General features: G+C 66.2%; 15 protein-coding genes. 12 read left to right on the plus strand and 3 right to left on the minus strand.

The features are described 5' to 3' along the window. Positions 1–43 precede the first annotated feature (43 nt). Positions 44–478 (minus strand): hypothetical protein, encoded by a 435-nt coding sequence (locus tag LQG66_RS35860; protein ID WP_231321037.1) that lies wholly within the window; start codon positions 476–478, stop codon positions 44–46. 81 nt (positions 479–559) lie between these two features. Here LQG66_RS35860 and LQG66_RS35865 point away from each other — a divergent pair, with 81 nt between their 5' ends. Together LQG66_RS35865 and LQG66_RS35870 are read left to right on the plus strand one after the other, a co-directional pair. Then, positions 560–1,117, plus strand: coding sequence for a hypothetical protein (locus LQG66_RS35865; RefSeq protein ID WP_231321040.1), 558 nt, complete (start codon positions 560–562; stop codon positions 1,115–1,117). 88 nt (positions 1,118–1,205) lie between these two features. Continuing rightward, a complete protein-coding gene (locus LQG66_RS35870; protein ID WP_231321043.1) occupies positions 1,206–1,793 on the plus strand; it encodes a YdcF family protein in 588 nt (195 codons plus the stop codon). 943 nt (positions 1,794–2,736) lie between these two features. Here the strand turns inward: LQG66_RS35870 and LQG66_RS35875 are convergent. After that, on the minus strand, positions 2,737–3,162 hold the full coding sequence (locus LQG66_RS35875; RefSeq protein ID WP_231321054.1) for a universal stress protein: 426 nt from the start codon (positions 3,160–3,162) through the stop codon (positions 2,737–2,739). A 53-nt stretch (positions 3,163–3,215) separates the two neighbouring features. After that, positions 3,216–3,758, minus strand: a complete 543-nt coding sequence (locus LQG66_RS35880; RefSeq protein ID WP_231321057.1) for a SixA phosphatase family protein — start codon at positions 3,756–3,758, stop codon at positions 3,216–3,218. A 116-nt stretch (positions 3,759–3,874) separates the two neighbouring features. Between LQG66_RS35880 and LQG66_RS35885 the strand changes: the two genes are divergently transcribed. The 10 genes from LQG66_RS35885 to LQG66_RS35930 all read left to right on the plus strand — a co-directional run bounded on the left by LQG66_RS35885 (position 3,875) and on the right by LQG66_RS35930 (position 19,003). Next, the gene (locus tag LQG66_RS35885; protein ID WP_231321059.1) at positions 3,875–5,305 is read left to right on the plus strand and encodes an NAD(P)/FAD-dependent oxidoreductase; all 1,431 of its coding nucleotides are present in this window, start codon (positions 3,875–3,877) and stop codon (positions 5,303–5,305) included. A gap of 129 nt (positions 5,306–5,434) precedes the next feature. Then, positions 5,435–5,938 carry a peptide-methionine (R)-S-oxide reductase MsrB gene (gene msrB, locus LQG66_RS35890; protein ID WP_231321061.1) on the plus strand — a complete coding sequence of 168 codons (504 nt, stop codon included), beginning with the start codon at positions 5,435–5,437 and terminating at the stop codon, positions 5,936–5,938. A 284-nt stretch (positions 5,939–6,222) separates the two neighbouring features. After that, positions 6,223–8,031 carry a flagellar hook protein FlgE gene (locus tag LQG66_RS35895; RefSeq protein ID WP_231321064.1) on the plus strand — a complete coding sequence of 603 codons (1,809 nt, stop codon included), beginning with the start codon at positions 6,223–6,225 and terminating at the stop codon, positions 8,029–8,031. A gap of 44 nt (positions 8,032–8,075) precedes the next feature. After that, positions 8,076–9,938, plus strand: a complete 1,863-nt coding sequence (gene flgK, locus LQG66_RS35900) for a flagellar hook-associated protein FlgK (protein WP_231321066.1) — start codon at positions 8,076–8,078, stop codon at positions 9,936–9,938. Between the two features lie 15 nt (positions 9,939–9,953). Continuing rightward, on the plus strand, positions 9,954–11,825 hold the full coding sequence (locus LQG66_RS35905) for a flagellar protein (RefSeq protein ID WP_231321068.1): 1,872 nt from the start codon (positions 9,954–9,956) through the stop codon (positions 11,823–11,825). A 92-nt stretch (positions 11,826–11,917) separates the two neighbouring features. Then, a complete protein-coding gene (locus tag LQG66_RS35910; protein WP_231321071.1) occupies positions 11,918–12,724 on the plus strand; it encodes a hypothetical protein in 807 nt (268 codons plus the stop codon). A 9-nt stretch (positions 12,725–12,733) separates the two neighbouring features. Beyond that, entirely contained in the window at positions 12,734–14,362 is a 1,629-nt protein-coding gene (locus LQG66_RS35915; RefSeq protein ID WP_231321073.1) for a hypothetical protein, read from the plus strand. A 52-nt stretch (positions 14,363–14,414) separates the two neighbouring features. Next, on the plus strand, positions 14,415–15,605 hold the full coding sequence (locus LQG66_RS35920) for an ATP-grasp domain-containing protein (protein WP_231328072.1): 1,191 nt from the start codon (positions 14,415–14,417) through the stop codon (positions 15,603–15,605). Continuing rightward, positions 15,602–17,110 carry a pyridoxal phosphate-dependent decarboxylase family protein gene (locus tag LQG66_RS35925; protein WP_231321083.1) on the plus strand — a complete coding sequence of 503 codons (1,509 nt, stop codon included), beginning with the start codon at positions 15,602–15,604 and terminating at the stop codon, positions 17,108–17,110. The genes LQG66_RS35920 and LQG66_RS35925 overlap by 4 nt, the downstream gene beginning before the upstream one ends. Before the next feature lie 351 nt (positions 17,111–17,461). Continuing rightward, positions 17,462–19,003: a flagellin N-terminal helical domain-containing protein gene (locus tag LQG66_RS35930; RefSeq protein ID WP_231321086.1), complete on the plus strand. Its 1,542-nt coding sequence runs from the start codon at positions 17,462–17,464 to the stop codon at positions 19,001–19,003. The last annotated feature ends 34 nt before the right edge of the window (positions 19,004–19,037 follow it).

A 19,037-nucleotide genomic window follows, 5' to 3' on the forward strand; every position in this document is an offset into this window, starting at 1 on the left:
CGCGGACACTCCGCGCGGCGTTGTCGCATCCGGATGCCGCCGGTCAGGTCTTGCGCAGCGCGAAGTTGGCGCCGCAGAACGCCATCAGGGCGCCGAGGCAGAGCGCAGCGACGCCGGCCAGCACGCCGGCCGCCGAGGGCACCGGGCTCGGTCCGGAGATCGCCTGGCCGATGCCGGCGAGGATCAGCACGCCCACGACCACCAGGAAGTTGCGCATGCGCTGGGGGATCTCGCCCGACACCGCGCTGTGCATGATGTTGGCGATGAAATAGCCTGAGGAGAAGCCGACGGTGGCGATCAGCCACCAGGCGATCGCCGACCCGGCCGGCATGAAGTCGCCGCCTTCAGTCTGCCACAGTCCGCCGAGATCGAGCCCATAGCGGGCGCCGAGCATGTGCACCGCCAGCGCCAGCAGCACGCCGGCCGCCATCGCGCCGGCGAGGATCAGGTGCCGCGGAAAATGGATCGTTTCACTCATTCTCCGTTTGTAGGATAAGGCGCGCGCGACGCGCAACAGGACCGATCCATTTCCCAAGACATCACCACAGCCGGCGAGGATGTGATCCGCTACGCCTACAAGGCGTCGCTGATCGGGGCTGCGCACAGCTTCGAACTGACGGACCAGGGGCTGTCCTGGCGGTTCACCGGCCGCGCCGGCCTGTGGCCCTATGCCGACATTGCGGCGATCCGGCTGTCCTACCGTCCGGTCTCGATGCAGGCCAGGCGCTTCCGTGCCGATATCGCCAACCGTGACGGCCGGCGGCTTCGCATCCTCTCGACCTCCTGGCAGACCGCGACCCTGATGGCGCCGCAGAGCGAGGCCTATCGCGCCTTCATCGTCGCGCTGCATGCGCGGCTCGCCGCTGAGGGCAGCACGGCGCGCCTGACCGGCGGTCTCGGCCGGACGGCCTATGTCGCGGCGCTCGCAGCGGTCACGCTGTTCGCCGTCGCGATGGCCGGCCTGCTGGTGCGGGCGCTGGTGATCGGCGAGTGGGCCGGTGTGTCGTTCCTGATCGGCTTCGCCGCCTTGTTCGCGTGGCAGGTCGGCGGCTTCATCGCCCGCAACAAGCCGCGGACCTACAATTTCACGGATCTCCCGGCCGCGCTGCTGCCCTGATCACGCGCGGTCATCGGCGGTCATCGAATGTGACGGAGCCGACCCAGCGCGTCATGGCAGAATGAGCAGATTGCTCTCGGAGATGACCATGCAGGATGGTGCGCGGCGGATGCCGGACGCCGCAGAGATCGCCGCGATCACTGCGCAGCATTTTGCCGATACGCCGCTGCGACCCGCCGACCTCCTGTTCGTGTTCGGTACCCGCGTCGACGAGGAGCTGCGCGCCGAGACGGCGGCCGTGCTCTGGCAGCAGGGCTATTTTCGCCACGCCATCGTCAGCGGCGGCATCACGCCCGGCGCCCGCGTGTCCGAATGCGCGCTGATCAAGGCCGCCATGGTCAGGCGCGGCATTCCGGCCGACCGCATCCTCGAAGAGCATCGCGCCATGAACACCGGCGAGAATGTCGTGCTCGCGCTGCCGGTGATCGAGGCCGCGCTCGGCCTCGCCAATGTCCGCACCGTGATCTGCCTCGGCAACAGCTGGACCGCGCGGCGCTACGCAATGACGATGCAGCGGCATTGGCCCGAAGTCGAGAAGATGCTGCTGACGGTGGATGGCTTCGGCATCCCGCGCCATCTCTGGCACACCCATCCAGAATTCCGCCGCCGCGTGCTCAGCGAATGGGACAAGATCGAACCCTACAAGGCGAAGGGCTTCGTCGCGGAGTGGCCGTGATGGGCGTGGCGCAGTTCAATGCGTGTCGCAAATAAGCTCGTCAGCAGCTTCAGCCAGATTGAATGGGAGAGGCTTGCTCGGTCTCCGCAGTGCTCCCGGTAGCGACCGAATCTTGCTTTGCAGCGAGATTTCGCGATGTGCCAAGAACGGTCATCGCTTTACGCGTCATTCGTACGCGGTGTCTCATCGTCGTGTATACTTTTTTTCATGGTAGTAAAAGCTGAACGGTTGGTCATGCGAACTAAGTGGAAAGAGATCTCGAAATTCCTGGCTGGGGCGTTTTTCGTGACAGCGGGTGCAAGCTGGTACTTGTGGTGGCAGCATGTTTCGGTCCCGTTTCCGTTCTTCGGTTTCACTTCAATGACGCCGGAGTTCTTGGGTCCGCGGGGCTTTCTCCACTTTGTGCTTTTTCTGATCTCGTTCTATTTCGGGTTTATCAAAAAATAGTCCGTAGGGTGGGCAAAGCCATCGGGCGGCGTGAGCCGCACGATGACGTGCCCACCAACTCTCCCTATCCGCGCAAGGCGGTGGGCAGGCCGCGCTCAGATAGCGCGGACAAACAAGCTTTCTCAGGCGCGCCTTTGCCCACCCTGCGCACTGCGGTGTTTGTCGCGAACCACGTTCACTGGCTCAATTTTTTTGATGCAAATCGGTTGGCCATTGGGGACGGGGGTGCAATCCCCAATCCGGACCGAAGCCATTGTTATTCGGCTTCGAATTCGGAAACCAATAGAAGCTGGAAGCGAGAAGGCAAAGCAGAACGAGGATGAATAGAATGCCCATCACATCACCGCGCCTTGGATAAGGCAGAGGCCATCTCATGATGGTGTCCTCAGTCCGCATTTTGGTCGGGCATCAGGATCGAGACCCCCCAATGCGACAGCAATAACCGCGAAGAGGCAATTGTTCTACGCGCAGTATGCGTTAGAGGGGGGGCCTCGTCTCAAGGCCTCACCACCAGCACCGAGCATTTCGCATAGCGCACGACGTGCCCCGCGTTGGAGCCGAGGAAGTAGGTGCGCATCGCCGGGCGGTGCGAGGTCATCACGATCAGGTCGGCCTTGACCTTGGCCGCTTCCTCGAGGACCTCGTGATAGATGCCGCCCTGGCGCACCGCGTAGGAGATGCGTTCGGCCGGAATGCCGGACTCGCGCGCCACGATCGACAGCGCTTCCTCGGCGGTCTCGCGCTGCTGCGCATCGAAATCGGCGGGAACGTATTCGGCGAGCATCACCGGCGTCATCGGCATCACGTTGAGCAGATGCACCGTGCCGCTCCAGGTCTGCGCCAGCGTCGCCGCCGTCGCGATCGCGGGCTTGGCGAGGTCGGTGTCGGCCAGATCGATCGGAACCAGAATCGATTTGAACATCGCGAGGCCTCCCGATTGTTCCAGCCCATTACGCGCCCCATGCGGCGGCACTGTCAATCGACCGAGCCCTGTTTCAGGAGCTTCGGCGTCACGAACATCACGAGATTGCCGCGGGTGAAGCTCACATCGGTCCAGTCGTCGGTGTCGAACTCCAGCACGGCGAGGCCGGATGTCGGCATGTTGCGCGACAGTTCGTACCGGGCGTCGGAATCGCCCTGGCCGGTCAGCGCCAGCGCAAGCTCGTGCATGCCGGGATTGTGGCCGACGAGCAGCAGCTGTTTCGGATCGAGCGCGGCGGCGAGGCGAATGTGATGCAGGATCTGCATCGGATCGGCCGCGTAGAGTTCGGGCACGGACTCGACCTGCGGCGCCGGGACGCGATCCTGCATCGCCGCGAAGGCGAGCTCCCAGGTCTGTTGCGCCCGCACCGCGGTCGAGACCAGGACGAGGTCGGGCAGCGGCGGATGCCTCGCGATGAAATCGCCGATCGCGGCGGCATCCTGGTGTCCGCGCTCGTCGAGACGGCGGTCCTGGTCATGGCCGGTCGGCGCGTCAGTCTCGGTCTTGGCGTGGCGCAGCAGCATCAATCGGCGCATGGACTTCAGTCTCGAATCGTTCAAGCTGTCTCAGGCTGTATCACGTCTCTTTATCGCCACTAAAAGCGTCATGACGTCAGGTGACAAGCCGGCGCAGGGTTGGTTAAGAAAACGCCATGAGCGAGACTTCCACAAGCGTGAACGATGACGCGGATGCCGCAGGCGCACTCGGCCGTGTCAGGCTGAATTTCGACCTCGACGTCGACATCTGCGTGGTCGGGGCGGGGCTTGCGGGCCTGACGGTGGCGCTGTGCGCGGCCCGGCAGGGCGCCAGCGTCGCCGTGCTGGAGGGGCGCCATGTCGGCTGGAACGCATCCGGCCACATGGTTGGTACGGTCATGCCGGGTTTTGCCTTGCCGCTGCCGGATTTGATCGAGCGCATCGGCTTCGAGGACGCCCGCGAGCTGTGGTCGCTGTCCTGGGCCGGGGCCGAGTTCATCCGCGCCCAGGCGACCGAGGCCGCGATGCCGGGCATCGGGCTCAGCGAGGGCGCGCTCGAAGTCTCCAACGTCGACGCCGGCGATGCCCTGATCCGCCGGCTGCAGATGCTGCACGAGGATTTCGGCACCGAGGTCGAAGGCTGGCAGGTCGAGCGCGTGCGCACCGAGCTGAGGACCAACCGTTATTTTCACGGCATCTGTTATCCGAAGGCGTTCCAGCTCGACGGCCGCAAATACGTCCATGCGCTGGCCCGGCTGGCGCGCAAGGCAGGCGCCCGGATATTCGAGGACACGCCGGTCGTCAGCATCGATGCGTCAGGCGTACGCAAGCGCATCGTGACCCCCTCGGCCCGGATGCGGGCCTCGCATATCGTGCTGGCCGGCAATATCCATCTCGGCGCGCCGCTGCAGAAGCTGTCGGACACGCTGCTGCCGGTGTGGCGCTATGGCGGCGTCACCGCGCCGCTCGGCGAGCGGCTCGCCGAGGCCATCGCGTTCAAGGGATCGGTCAGCGACACCGACGGCATCGACCATTTCCGAATCGTCGACGGCGACCGCCTGATGTGGGCGAGCCCGGAGACGACCTGGGACGCGCGGCCGGGCGCGTTCGCTACGGCGATCCAGCGCCGGATCCGCACTGTCTTCCCGCAACTCGGCCGCGTCGAGGTGACCGATACCTTCGGTGGCGTCAGCGGCCAGACCGTGCACGGCATGCCGCAGATCGGCCAGCTGCGCAAAGGCCTGTGGGTCGCGAGCGGCTTCGGCCGGCAGGGGCTGAACACCTCGGCGATGGCGGGGCAGCTGATCGCGCAGGGAATCCTGGCCGGAGACGACCGCTGGAAGCTGTTCTCGCCGTTCGAGCTGGTCTGGGCCGGCGGGGTCAGCGGCCGGGTCGCTGGCCACGTCGTCAATCTCTGGGTCCGCGGCCGCGCCGCCGCTGCCGGTACGCTGGCACGGCACCGCGAGCGGGTCCGGGCTCAGGAACGCGCCCGCGAGGCGCGGCTGGCCGACGCGTGGCGGCAGGCCGCCCAGCGTCCGGGCCAGCGCCTGCCGCTGCGGCCGCAGCCGTCGGACCTGACCGGCCGTCCCGACGCCGGGGAGGGTTGAGGCAACCCGCCCGCGTGGTTCGGTCATTGCCCTTGCTCGCAAGAAAGTGAGGCGCCGCAACCGCGCCTGACGTAACTTCGCGGGATCCCATCCGTAACTTCGGCAAACCATCGTCGCACGGAGACGTCCATGATCGACCGCCGCCTGATGTTCACCACCGCTGCCGGACTGTTCGGCTTTGCCGCCCTGCGCTGGTTCGGCGGCCCTGCGCCGGTGCGCGCCGCCGAGAAATTCGAGATCGAGAAGACCGATGCCGAGTGGCGCGCCCAGCTGACGCCGGAGCAATACGAGATCCTGCGCCAGGAGGGGACCGAGCGCCCCTGGACCAGCCCGCTGCTGAAGGAGCACCGCAAGGGCACCTTCGCCTGCGCCGGCTGCGACCTGCCGCTGTTCTCCTCGGAGACCAAGTTCGACAGCGGCACCGGCTGGCCGAGCTTCTTCAAGCCGCTCGACAATGCCGTCGGCAACCGCCACGACAGCACCTTCGGCATGGCCCGCACCGAGGTGCATTGCCGCCGCTGCGGCGGTCATCTCGGCCACGTCTTCGACGACGGTCCGAAGCCGACCGGCCTGCGCTATTGCATGGACGGCCTGTCGCTGGTCTTTCATCCCGCAAATCCGTCGTCGACGTGACGGAATCCGCCGGCTCGTCCGTTCAAGCCTGTGAACGGGTCTGACGACGCGCCGGAAGTCTGTGAAAGCAGCCAGATCCGGAGCGCGTTTCGGCGCGTCCGGCCCGGCAAGAACTGCCGGCTCGGCAATTGTTCACCACTTTTGCCGCCGCCTTTTTTACGTTGTATTTTGTCAAGTAACTGATTTCAAAGCGATTTCATATCTGGCACGGCGATTGCGAACACTCTCCACGAAGACGCGGTCCGGCGCGCACCGGCCGCCAGTGTCAATGTGGAGAGAATGGTATGGGTATCTTCGACGCGATGAACACGTCCGTGAGCGGGCTCTCGGCTCAGTCGTTCGCGCTGCAGAACATTTCGGGTAACATCGCGAATGCATCGACCACCGGCTACAAGGGCATCGGCACCAGCTTCGAAGACCTGATCCCCAACGCGACCAACCCGACCCGCCAGAATGCCGGCGGCGTCACCGCCTTCGCCAAGGCCACCATCACCACCCAGGGCACCGTCTCCACGTCATCGGTCGCCACCAACATGGCGATCAACGGCGACGGCTTCTTCAACGTGCAGAAGGCCTCGTCGGTCGTCGACAACGTGCCGGTCTTCACCGGCGTCACCGACTACACCCGCCGCGGCGACTTCCAGCTCAATGCCAACGGCAACCTGATCAACGGCGCCGGCTACTACCTGATGGGCGTCGCGGTCGACGCCAAGACCGGCAACGCCACCGGCAACGTGCCGACGGTGCTGCAGTTCGCCAACAATTTCGTGCCTGCGCAGGCCACCACCGCGATCCAGTATGCCGCCAACCTGCCGACGCAGCCGAAGACCGGCGCCAGCGGCAACGCGGCGACCGGCTCCCTGGTTGCGGCCGGCGGCCTCAACTCGGCCGACCTCTCCAACGTTCCGCTGCCGGTCGGCACCAACTTCTACGCCGACGCCACCGCCACCGGCGCCACCGCCACCAACAAGGCCGCGGCGCAAATCACGACCTCGACATTGTTGAACGGCCCCGGCCCCGCCGACGACTCGATCTCGAGCAATTTCACCGCCGGCGACACCATCACCCTGACCGGCAGCGCCGGCGACGTCGTCACCTTCAGCTTCGTCGCCTCCGGCGCCTCGGGCACCCAGATCAACGTCGGCGACTCCGTCGGGACGCTGCTGGCCAAGATCGGAGCCGTGACCGGCGTGCAGCCGACCATCACGGCCGGCAAGATCACGCTGCATTCCGGCAGCGGCGAGGATTGGACGCTGAGCAGCGCGGCCTCGGGCTTCACGGCGCTCGGCCTCACCTCGCCGGTGGCGCTGACCCGCACCGCCTCACCGGGCACGGGGATCGTGATCGGCAACGACCTGACCAATTTCAACAACGAGACGATCTCGGGCGGCGCGGTCACCACCTACAACGCGGCGGGCACGCCCGTGAACGTGCAGCTGCGCTGGGGCAAGACCGACAGCTCCTCCCTCGGTACCGGCCACAAGGACGTCTGGAATCTGTTCTATCAGACCGATTCCACCGCCACCGGGTCGACCGTGGCCTGGAAAAACGTCGGCACCAATTTCACGTTCGGCTCGGACGGCTCGCTGATATCGCCGACCACCTCCAACATTTCGATCCCCAACGTGGTCGTCGACGGCACCACGCTCGGCACGGTCAGCCTCAACATCTCCTCGGGCGCGCTGACCCAATATGCGAGCACGATCGGCTCGGCGACGATCAACCAGATCTCGCAGAACGGCTTCGCCGCCGGCCAGCTGCAGTCGGTCGCGGTCAACAACAGCGGCATCGTCACCGGCACCTTCTCGAACGGGCAGACCATCAACCTGGCGCAGGTCACGCTGTCGCACTTCAACGGCACCAACTATCTGAAGGCGCTGGATGGCGGCGCCTATGAGGCGACCGACCAGTCCGGCCAGGCCATCATCGGCGCGACGGGCAAGATCTCGGGCGGCTCGCTGGAGGGCTCGAACACCGACATCGCCGACGAATTCACCAAGCTGATCGTGACCCAGCAGGCCTATTCGGCCAACACCAAGGTGATCACCACCGCCAATTCGATGGTGCAGGATCTTCTGAACGTGCTGCGCTGATCGCGCGGATACGTGGCAGTTGAATTGACATAAGGCTACCGAACATGGGTTTGAGTTCAGCCCTCGCCACCGCGATGTCCGGCCTGCGTTCGACGCAGGCCGCGCTCTCGATCATCTCGTCGAACGTCGCCAACGCGAACACGCCTGGCTACGTCGCGCAGAACCCGAACCAGATCGAGGTCGCCAGCGGCGGCTTCGGCTCGACGGTGACGACGACGGGCGTCAACCGTCAGCTCGATTTGTTCGTTCAGAACCAGCTCCGCACCGAGACCTCGGGCGGGACCTATGCCAGCCAGATGGCCAACATCCTCAGCCAGCTGCAGAGCGTATATGGAACGCCCGGCGGCAGCGGCACGCTCGAGACGTCGCTCAACAACTTCACGACCGCGCTGCAGTCGCTGTCGAACAATCCGAGCAATCAGTCGGCGCAATCGGTGGCGCTGTCGGCGGCGCAGGGGCTGGCGAATCAGCTCAACGCCACCACCAAGGGCATCCAGACCCTGCGCACCAATGCCGAGAGTGACATCGGCAGTTCGGTGACGCAGGCCAACGCGGCGATCCAGCAGATCGCCACGCTCAACACGCAGCTGCAGGGCCTCAACGCCTCGGATCCGCTGGCGGCGACCCTGCAGGATCAGCGCGACAACGCGATCAACACGCTCGCCAAATATGTCGACATCCGCGTCGTGTCCGATCCGACCAACGGCACCAGCGTGTTCACCAATTCGGGCGTCCAGCTGGTCGGCGCCGGCCTCAGCTCCGAGTTCACCTTCTCGTCGCCCGGGACGCTCGACGCCACCTCGCTCTACAACAGCAATCCCACGAAGAACGGCGTCGGGCAGCTCAACATCAAGCTGTCGAACGGCGTGTCGATCGACGTCGTCGCCAACAATCTCCTGAACTCCGGCCAGATCGCGGCCGACCTCAAGCTGCGTGACCAGACCCTGGTGCAGGCGCAGACGCAGGTCGATCAGCTCGCGGCGACGATGGCGTCGGCGCTGTCCGACAAGACCACGGCCGGAACCGCGGTTGCCGGACCGCCGGCGGGCTTCGACGTGTCGACCTCGGGCCTGCTGGCCGGCAACACCGTCAACCTGACCTACACGGATTCGAGCAACGTCCAGCGCCAGGTCAAGATCGTCAACGTGAACGATCCCGCGGCGCTGCCGCTGCAGAACGCGACCAACGCCAACCCGAGCTATGTCGGCGTCGACTTCTCGCTCGGCATGGCCTCGGTGGTGTCGCAGCTCAACACAGCGCTCGGCGGCGCGCATCTGCAGTTCGCCAACCCTTCAGGAACCACGCTGCGCATCACCGATGACGGCACCAGCCAGGCGACCGTCAAGGCCGCCTCGGCCACGACCACGGTGCAGACGCTCGCGAGCGGCAGCGCGCAGCTGCCGGTCTTCACCGACGGCGGTGCGCTGTATACGGGGGCGATCACCTCGACCGGCTCGCAGATGACCGGGCTCGCAGGGCGGCTCAACGTCAATCCGGCGCTGCTCAGCGACCCGACCAAACTGTCGACCTATTCGACCTCGCCGCCAACGGCCGCCGGCGATTCGACCCGGCCCGATTTCCTGTTCGCGCAACTGACCTCGGCAACGTTCAGCTATTCGCCGAAGACTGGGCTCGGTTCGGCGGCACAGCCGTTCCAGGGGACGGTGTCCGGCTATCTGCAGCAGTTCGTCAGCCAGCAGGGCAGCGCGTCGACGCTGGCGACCCAGCTCAGCCAGGGGCAGAGCGTCGTCGTCAGCACGCTGAAGGAAAAGTTCAACTCGACGGCCGGGGTCAACATGGACAGCGAGATGTCCAACCTGATCCAGGTCCAGAACACCTATGCGGCCAACGCCCATATCATGTCGGTCGTGCAAAGCATGATGCAGAGCCTGCTCCAGGCGTTTTAGTGAGGCGCGTGTAAGATGTCGATCAGCAGTATCAACTACGGAAGTTCTCTGCTCGGCCTGTCCGTGCGGAACATCACGAGCCAGCTCGCGGACCTCTCGACCCAGCTGTCGAGCGGCGTCAAGGCGAACAACTACGCCGGCATGGGGCCCGACGAGGGCTTCGCGATCGCGGCGCGGGCGCAGCTGTCGAACATCTCGGCCTTCTCGCTGACGATGACCCACGTCAACACCGTCATCGGGGCCGTCAATACCTCGCTGCAGTCGCTGTCCAAGATCCAGGGCCAGGTCCAGGGTGGCGCCTCGGCGACCCCGCAGAACCTGACCAGCACAGGGCAGACCACGGGGCAGCAGACGGCACTGTCGAATCTCTCCGCGATCACCGGCATCCTCAATACCCAGGTCGGCGACCGCTACATCTTCTCCGGCAGCGCCACCGACCGGCCGGCGGTCGCGTCGGCCGACGACATCCTGAACGGGACCAGCACGCAGGCCGGGCTGAAGCAGGTCATCGCGGAACGGCAGCAGGCCGATCTCGGGCTCAACGGTCTCGGCCGTCTTAACCTCTCCGCGTCGGCAACGATGCCGATCACGCTGGCGGAGGACGTCGCCGGCTCGCCGTTCGGCTTCAAGCTGAGCGGGGTCACCTCGTCGCTGACCAACGCCACCGTGACCGGACCGTCGGGCTCGCCGGCGGGGATCTCGGTCGACCTCACCGCCGGCAATCCGAATGCGGGCGACCAGATCGGCTTCACCTTCAAGCTTCCGGACGGCACGTCCGAATCGATCAAGCTGACGGCGTCCACCACGACGCCGGCGCCGGCCAACACGTTTGCCATCGGTGCGACACCGGCGGCCACGTCCGCCAATTTGAACGCGGCGCTCAACACGGCGCTGTCGACGCTCGCCGGCACCTCGCTGGTGGCGGCCTCGGCGGTGACCGCGGGCGACAACTTCTTCAACACGGCAAGCTCCGTGTCGGGAACCGTGGTCAACAACAAGCTCGCGACACCGGCGCCGATCACGGGAGCGACGCTGCTGTCGGGCCCGGGGGGGAGCGACTCGATCGCGACCAGTTTTGCGACCGGCGACACCATCACCGTGAACGGGCAGACGATCACCTTCGTCGCCTCGGGCGCCAGCGGCAACACCCAGATCAATGTCGGCGACAGCGTGCAGACGCTGCTGTCGAAGATCGACGCGCTCAGCGGAACGTCGAAGGCGTCGACGGTGAGCGGCGGCGCGATCACCTTGCGCACCGACGATGCCGCAAGCTTCTCCGTCACCAGTTCGAACGCCGGCGCATTGTCGGCGCTCGGCTTCTCCGGGACCGTCACGGCCGCGACGCCGCCCTTGCGGGTCTCCGGCGCACCGTTGGGGTCGGCGACGAGTCTCGTCAACGGCTCGGCCAACACCGTCGCCTGGTACACCGGCAACACCGGTCCCGGCTCGGCGCGGTCGAGCTCGACCATCCGCGTCGACACCGCGCAGAGCATCCAGTACGGCGCTCAGGCCAACGAGTTCGCGATCCGCAGCCTGGTGCAGCAGACCGCGGTCTATGCTGCCGTGACCACGCCGCCGGCGGCCGCCAACGCCGGCCCGCAGATCGCCGCGCTCAGCCAGCGGATCGCCGCCAACATGACACCGCAACTCGGCCAGCAGTCGATTTCGGACATCCAGACCGATTTCGCCAATGCCCAGACCACGATGAAGGATGTCACGGCGCGCCAGACCCAGGCCAAGGCCGCGATGCAGAGCATGGTCGATCAGACCGAGGGCATTACCCAGAGCGAGGTGGCGAGTCAGATCCTGCAGCTGCAGACCAACCTCCAGGCGTCCTACCAGACGACCTCGATGCTGGCCCAGCTGACGCTGGTGAAATATCTGTGAGACGCCGGGGGCGGCGGTTAGGTTTTCGTTAACCACGTCTCTTTAGCTTTTGTTCAGATGTGGGGCGAGAGCCTCTCTTTCTGGAGGCTGACGTGAGTGACGTGACCGACGAGCGGATCCACCTGGTGATCGCGACCCCGTGCTTCGGCGGCCAGGTGTCGAGCATCTATGCAAGCTCGATCTTTGCCCTGCAGCGGGAGCTGCGCGCGACCTCCAACGTCGACCTCACGGTCCACATGCGCGACGGCGACGCGCTGATCACGCGTGCCAGGGCCAATCTCGTCACGCTGTTCCTCAACGATCCCGCAGCGACCCATCTCCTGTTCATCGACGCCGACATCGGCTTCCAGCCCAGGCAGGTGTTCCGGCTGATCGAATCCGGCGGCGACATGGTCGCCGGTGTCTATCCGGTCAAGAAGGTCAACTGGAACAAGGCGCGGCGCGCCATCAACTCCAACCGCATGGACGTGCCTGCGGCTTCCCTCGACTACGTGCTCGAGATCGAGGATCCGGACCACGTCGCGGTGGTCAACGGCTTCACGCGGGTGCGCTATGCCGGGACCGGCTTCCTGATGGTCCGCCGCCGCGTGATCGAGGCGATGTGCGCGCATCCTGCTTACGCGCCGCTGCAGTTCTTCCGCGAGCATTCGCATGATGCGCTGGCCGGCAATCCGAACCGTTTCGCGCTGTTCGAATGCATGATCGATCCGGAGACGGGCACCTATCTCAGCGAGGATTTTGCGTTCTGCAAGCGGTGGACCGATCTCGGCGGCGAGATCTGGGCCGATCTCGACAGCCGGCTCGATCATGTCGGGCCCTCCGTGTTCCATGGCAACGTGGCGTCGCAATTCGCGTCGGCAGCCGCGGTACCGACCGCCGTTGCCGTCGACGCAGCCTGACGATCGCCGATGATGTCGCCCGCGACCCGCCCGGAGATATCGACGTCGTCCGGCAGAGATCGGCGCGAGCAGGGCGCTGCGACCGGGCTGCGTGACCTGTTCGCGCTGCTCGGCGACCTCCTGATCGACGGCGGTGATTCACGGCTGGCGCTTGATCGGCCCTGGGGCCGCAACGTCTATGGCTGCGGGCCGTCGCCGGCGCCGGACCTTCTGTGCTTTGCATCGAGCACGGCGTCGCCCATTTCGGAGCGCGCCTATGCACGCGCCGAACTGGCGCGCGAGCAGTTGATGCATGCGGCGATCTCGCTCGGACTCGATGAGGCGCTCGACCGGCGTACCGAGCAGATGCGCTGCGAATTGCGCCGCCATCTCGGACTTGCCGACGATGTGGACGTCGTGTTCTCGCCCTCGGGCACCGACAGTCAGCTTCACGCGCTGGCGCTGGCACGATTGCGGCTCGGCGCCTCCGTGACGAGCGTCGTCGTTGCCGGCGACCAGACCGGCAGCGGCACCTCCGCGAGCGCGCGCGGACGTCATTTCAGCACGCGGACGGCAAACGGTCTGTCGGTGACCAGAGACGCGCCGATCGAGGGCCTTTCGGGCGAGACGGTGTCGCTGCCGCTGTTCGAAGCCGCCGCGATGCAGGCGCGCGGCGATGCCGGCGAGGCGGTGCTCGATGCGGTCGGGGCGCTGGTTCGCGATGGGCGCAACGTTCTGCTGCAGATCATGGACTCCTCGAAGCTCGGCTGGCGCGCGCCGGACCGGGCCTGCCTGGACGAGGTGGCGCGACGCTGGCCGGGGCGCGTCCAGATCGTCGTCGACGCCTGCCAGATGCGGCTCGGCCTGGGGCGGCTGCGTGACCATCTCGACCGCGGCCATATGGTTCTGATCTCGGGCTCGAAGTTCTACGGCGGTCCGGCCTTCAGCGGCGCGCTGCTGGTGCCGGGCGCGGTGTCCTCCGCCCTGCACAAGGGCGATCCGGTCGCAGCCGGACTGTTCGACTACGTCAACCGCAGCGATTGGCCGGCGACCTGGACCGATCTGCGGGCGCGCTCGACGCCGCGCGCCAACATCGGACAATGGCTGCGCTGGGAAGCCGCGCTCGAGGAGATCGCGGCCTATCATGCGGTGCCCGAGGCGTTCCGCCGCATGGCCATACGACAGCTCGGGGAGACGATCGAAAGCCTGCTGGTGCTGTCGCCGGTGCTCCGCCCGATCGCGACCGATGCGCTTGCCGCGGATGACGACGATGGCGAGTTCGGCTTTGCCACCATCTTCCCGTTCGCGCTCCAGCGCAGCGGGCGCCTGCTCGGTCTCGGCGAGACGCAGGCGGTCTATCGCGCGCTCCAGCACGATCTGAGCGGTCGCTTCACCGGGCGCGCGGCCGCCGTGGCCGCGCGTCAGTGCCTGGTCGGCCAGCCGGTCCGGATCGAACGCGCCGATGGCGGGCCGGTCGGGGCGCTGCGGCTGTGCATCGGCGCCCGCCAGGTGACCGAGGCGTGGTGTGATGACGTCACCGCCGCCCGCGTCAATCTCGAAGCCGACATCGACCACATCGTCGACGTGGTCGCGAAAACAGAGCTGCTCGTGTCGGACGTGAGCAGCCAGGATCTCAGGGACATCTGCAATGCCATCTGACCTGCTCGCTGTGGCGGAATCCGCCCGCATTCAATGTGCCGACCGGATCGGCATGGCCAAGCTCGCCAAGGCTGCCTTCGACGGCCAGGATCTGAAACCGATGTGGGCCGCCGCGCTCGGCAAGATGCTCGACGGCGCCGTCGAACCGGGCGAGGGGCTCGATCTCGCGCTGGTCGCGCAGCTGATCGGGGAGCAGTCGTCCGGGCTCGCGATCCAGCACGACGTGCTGCAGTCGCAGCAGCTGTACCGGCTGCCGTGCAACAGTCCGACGCCGCGGCTGCGCGTGCTCGCGCTTGCGGCCGCGACCGATATGGGCAGCAACACGCCGATCGAGTTCCTGCTGGAGGATTCCGACATCGAGCTCATTGTGCTCTACGTCGTTCCGGGTGCGGACCTGCCCGCACCGCTGCCGGCCCACGACGTCGCCATCGTCATCGCCTCGGACTCGGATGATTGTCAGCACGCGCTGCGTGAGATCGATGCCGTCGCGGCGCGCTGGCCGCGTCCGCTGCTGAACCCGCCGCGGCAGATCTGGCATCTCGACCGCGACAAGCTGCATGCGCTGCTCGTCGGCATCGAGGGGCTGTCCATCCCGGCGACCATTCCCGTCGACCGCGAGCGCTTGATCGAGATCGCCGACGAGCGCGAGTGGATCGCCACGATCGACGGCGCGCTTGGCTTTCCCATCATCATCCGGCCGCGCGGCTCGCATGCCGGCGTCGGACTGGAAAAGATCGAGGAGCCGGTCGAGCTCTCGCTCTATCTCGACGAGCGGGACGAGCAGGAGTTCTTCGTCGCGCGCTTCGTCGACTACGCCAGCGAGGACGGACAATACCGCAAATATCGCGTCGTCTTCGTCGACGGCGTGCCTTACGCCTGCCACATGGCGATCGCACGGCGCTGGGACATCTGGTATCTCAACGCCAACATGGCGGGAAGCGAGAGCAAACGGCTGGAGGAGGCGGCCTTCATGCAGACCTTCGACATCGGCTTCGGTCGCCGTCATCGCTCCGTGCTCTCCGCGATCGCCGAACGCATCGGGCTGGACTACTTCATCATCGACTGCGCCGAGACCAAGGATGGCGCGCTGCTCGTGTTCGAGGCCGACAACACCGCCGTCGTCCACAACATGGATCCGCCGGACGTCTTTCCCTACAAGCCGCCGCAGATGCAGAAGATCTTTGCGGCCTTCGCGGCCATGATCACGAAACGGGCCGCGTTGTCAGCGGAGCGGGCGGCGTGACCGCGACGACGCGGACGGATCGGCTGCAGCCGACGGACGAGACGCTCGATCCGCCGGACTGGGACGAGGTCCGCGCGCAGGGTCATCGCATGCTCGACGACATGATCGACTACGTCGCCGATATCCGCGACCGTCCGGTGTGGCAGCCGATGTCGCAGGCGACGCGGCGGCGCTTTCGCAGCGAGCTGCCGCGCGCGCCGACCGATCTCGCCGAGGTCTATCGCGACTTCACCGACCTCGTCGTTCCCCACGCCACCGGCAACGTGCATCCCGGCTTCATGGGCTGGGTGCATGGCGGCGGCACCGTCGTCGGCATGCTCGCCGAGATGCTCGCGGCCGGATTGAACGCCAATCTCGGTGGTCGCGATCATGCGCCGATCGAGATCGAGCGGCAGATCGTGGACTGGACGCGCCAGCTGTTCGGCTTCCCGCAGGGTGCAAGCGGCATCTTCGTCACGGGCACGTCGATGGCCAATCTGATGGCGGTGCTGGTAGCGCGCCGCGCCGCGCTCGGCGCCACCGTCCGCCGCGAGGGGCTCGGCGAAGCCGGCCGGCGATTGCGCGCTTACACGTCGAAGGCCGCGCATGGCTGCATCGCCAAGGCGATGGACATTGCCGGATTGGGAAGCGATGCCCTCGGCTGCATCGCTGTCGATCATGCGCACCGCATCGATGTCGCCGAACTGCGGAGCGCGATCGCGCGCGACCGGGCGTCCGGCTTGCATCCGTTCATCGTCGTCGCGTCCGCAGGCACGGTCGATGTCGGCGCCATCGACGATCTCGCCGGGGTGGCCGAGCTCTGCCGTACCGAGGGTCTCTGGTTTCACGTCGATGGCGCGTTCGGCGCGCTGGCGATGCTGTCGCCTGAGCTCGCGCCGAGGCTCGTCGGCATCGAATGCGCGGATTCGATCGCGCTCGATTTCCACAAATGGGGGCAGGTGCCGTACGACGCCGGCTTCCTTCTGGTGCGCGACGGCGTGCGCCATCGCGAGGCCTTTGCGTCGCCGGCCGCCTATCTGCGGCGCGAGACACGCGGGCTGGCGGCGGGCACGGACTGGCCGTGCGATTTCGGTCCCGATCTGTCGCGCGGCTTCCGGGCGCTGAAAACCTGGTTCACGCTCAGGACGTTCGGCACCGACCGCCTCGGCGCCGCGATCGCGCGTGCTTGCGCGCTCGCACGCCATCTCGAGGCGCGGGTGCTCGCCGAGCCCGAGCTCCAGCTGCTCGCGCCCGTCAACCTCAACATCGTCTGTTTTCGCTTCCGGGCCGACGATGCCGATGCGATCAATGGCGAGATCGTCGCCGACGTCCAGGAATCCGGCATCGCCGCGCCATCGACCACGATGCTCGATGGACGGCTGGCCATTCGCGCGGCCATCGTGAACCATCGCACCCAGCTCCGTGACGTGGATCGGCTGGTTGCGGCGGTCCTGACGTTCGGCCGCCAGCGCGTGGCCGGCCTCACACCCCTGATCGAGATCGAGGCGCCGTCGCTCGCGCCCTGACCGGCAACGCGGCCTCCCGGCTTCGTTCAACCGCTGCTCGACGTCGTCGTCGCGACGAGGCCGTCGACGCCGCGTCAACCTTTCCAAAGGTGGTTGACGCATGGTGAACGACGTGCCGTCGTTTGTAAATATGCAAGCCTTTTCAAGGGTCCATTCGGTCGTCTGACGCCGCAATGGAGCTCGTTCTGCGCCGATACGAACGATTGAACTGATAGGGACCCGCAACCGCTTCAGCGTTTGTTATCCACTGCCGTTCACCGTGACGCGCGTTGCCCTGGCCGCGAAGTCGACCCGGGCTTCACTCCGATCTCGAAGGGATCGGGCGTTTGCTTCACACCAGAAGGTATCAACATGTCAGGCATCGTTCTCTCGGCGTCGGTGCGCCAGAATCTGCTCTCGCTCCAGTCGACGGCTCAACTCCTCGCCACCACCCAGAACAACCTCTCCACGGGCAAGAAGGTCAACTCGGCTCTCGACAATCCGACCAACTTCTTCACCGCCCAGGGTCTCGACAACCGCGCCTCCGACATCTCCAATCTGCTCGATGGCATCGGCAACGGCGTGCAGGTTCTGCAGTCCGCCAACACCGGCATCACCTCGCTGCAGAAGCTCGTCGACAGCGCCAAGTCGATCGCCAACCAGGTGCTGCAGAGCGCCGTCGGCTACTCCACCAAGTCGAACGTCACGTCGACCGCTCTGACCGGCGGCACTGCCACCAGCCTCATCGCTGCGAGCTCGACGGCCGTCACCGGCTCCGCCGTGCTCAACGACAACACCTCGACTGCAGTGGCGATCACCGGTTCGACGCTGCTGTCCGGCACGGCGGGCACCGCTTCGAACGACCTCGCCACCGCGATCACCACCGCGGACACGCTGGTCGTCAACGGCACCACCTTCACCTTTGTCGCCGGCTCGACCTCGTCCGGCACCAACATCGGCGTCAGTGATACCGTGACGCACCTGCTGTCGACGATCCAGAGTGCGACCGGCGTCACCTCGTCGATCACCGCTGGTGCGATCACGCTGACGCCTCCGGCGGCCGGTCTCACCCTGTCAGGTACGTCGCTGGCCAAGCTCGGTCTCAGCGCTGTCGGTGACGGACTGTCCGGTCAGACGCTGACGATCGGCGCCACAGGAGGTGGCACGGCAACCAGCATCACGTTCGGTCTCGGGACTGGACAGGTCAATTCGCTGAACGACCTCAATGCGAAGCTCTCAGCGAACAACCTGCAGGCCTCGGTCGACACCACCGGCAAGATCACGATCTCGACCACCAACGATGCGGCCTCGGCGACGATCGGCACGATCGGCGGTACGGCGGCGGCGGCCAGCCAGTCCTTCAACGGCCTGACGGCGGCAGCTCCGACGGCTGATCCCACCGCGCAGTCGCAGCGCTCGAGCCTGGTCGCGCAGTACAACAACGTGCTGGCGCAGATCAACACGACGGCGGCCGACGCGTCGTTCAACGGCGTCAACCTGCTGAACGGCGACACGCTGAAGCTGACCTTCAACGAAAACGGCAAGTCGACGCTGTCGATCACCGGCGTGACCTTCAACACCGGCGGCCTCGGTCTTTCGACCCTGACCTCGGGCACCGACTTCCTCGACAACAGCTCGGCGAACAAGGTGATCGGCGTGTTGAACTCCGCAAGCTCCACCTTGCGCAACGAGGCGTCGACGCTGGGTTCGAACCTGTCGGTGGTGCAGATCCGTCAGGACTTCAACAAGAACCTGATCAACGTGCTGCAGACCGGCTCGTCGAACCTGACCTTGGCCGACACCAACGAGGAAGCGGCCAACAGCCAGGCGCTGTCGACCCGCCAGTCGATCGCGGTGTCCGCGCTGTCGCTCGCCAACCAGTCGCAGGCGAGCGTGCTGCAGCTGCTGCGCTGATCCGCGGCATCGGCATCCACAAACCAAAGGCGGC

Source organism: Bradyrhizobium ontarionense, assembly GCF_021088345.1.
GTDB lineage: Bacteria > Pseudomonadota > Alphaproteobacteria > Rhizobiales > Xanthobacteraceae > Bradyrhizobium > Bradyrhizobium ontarionense.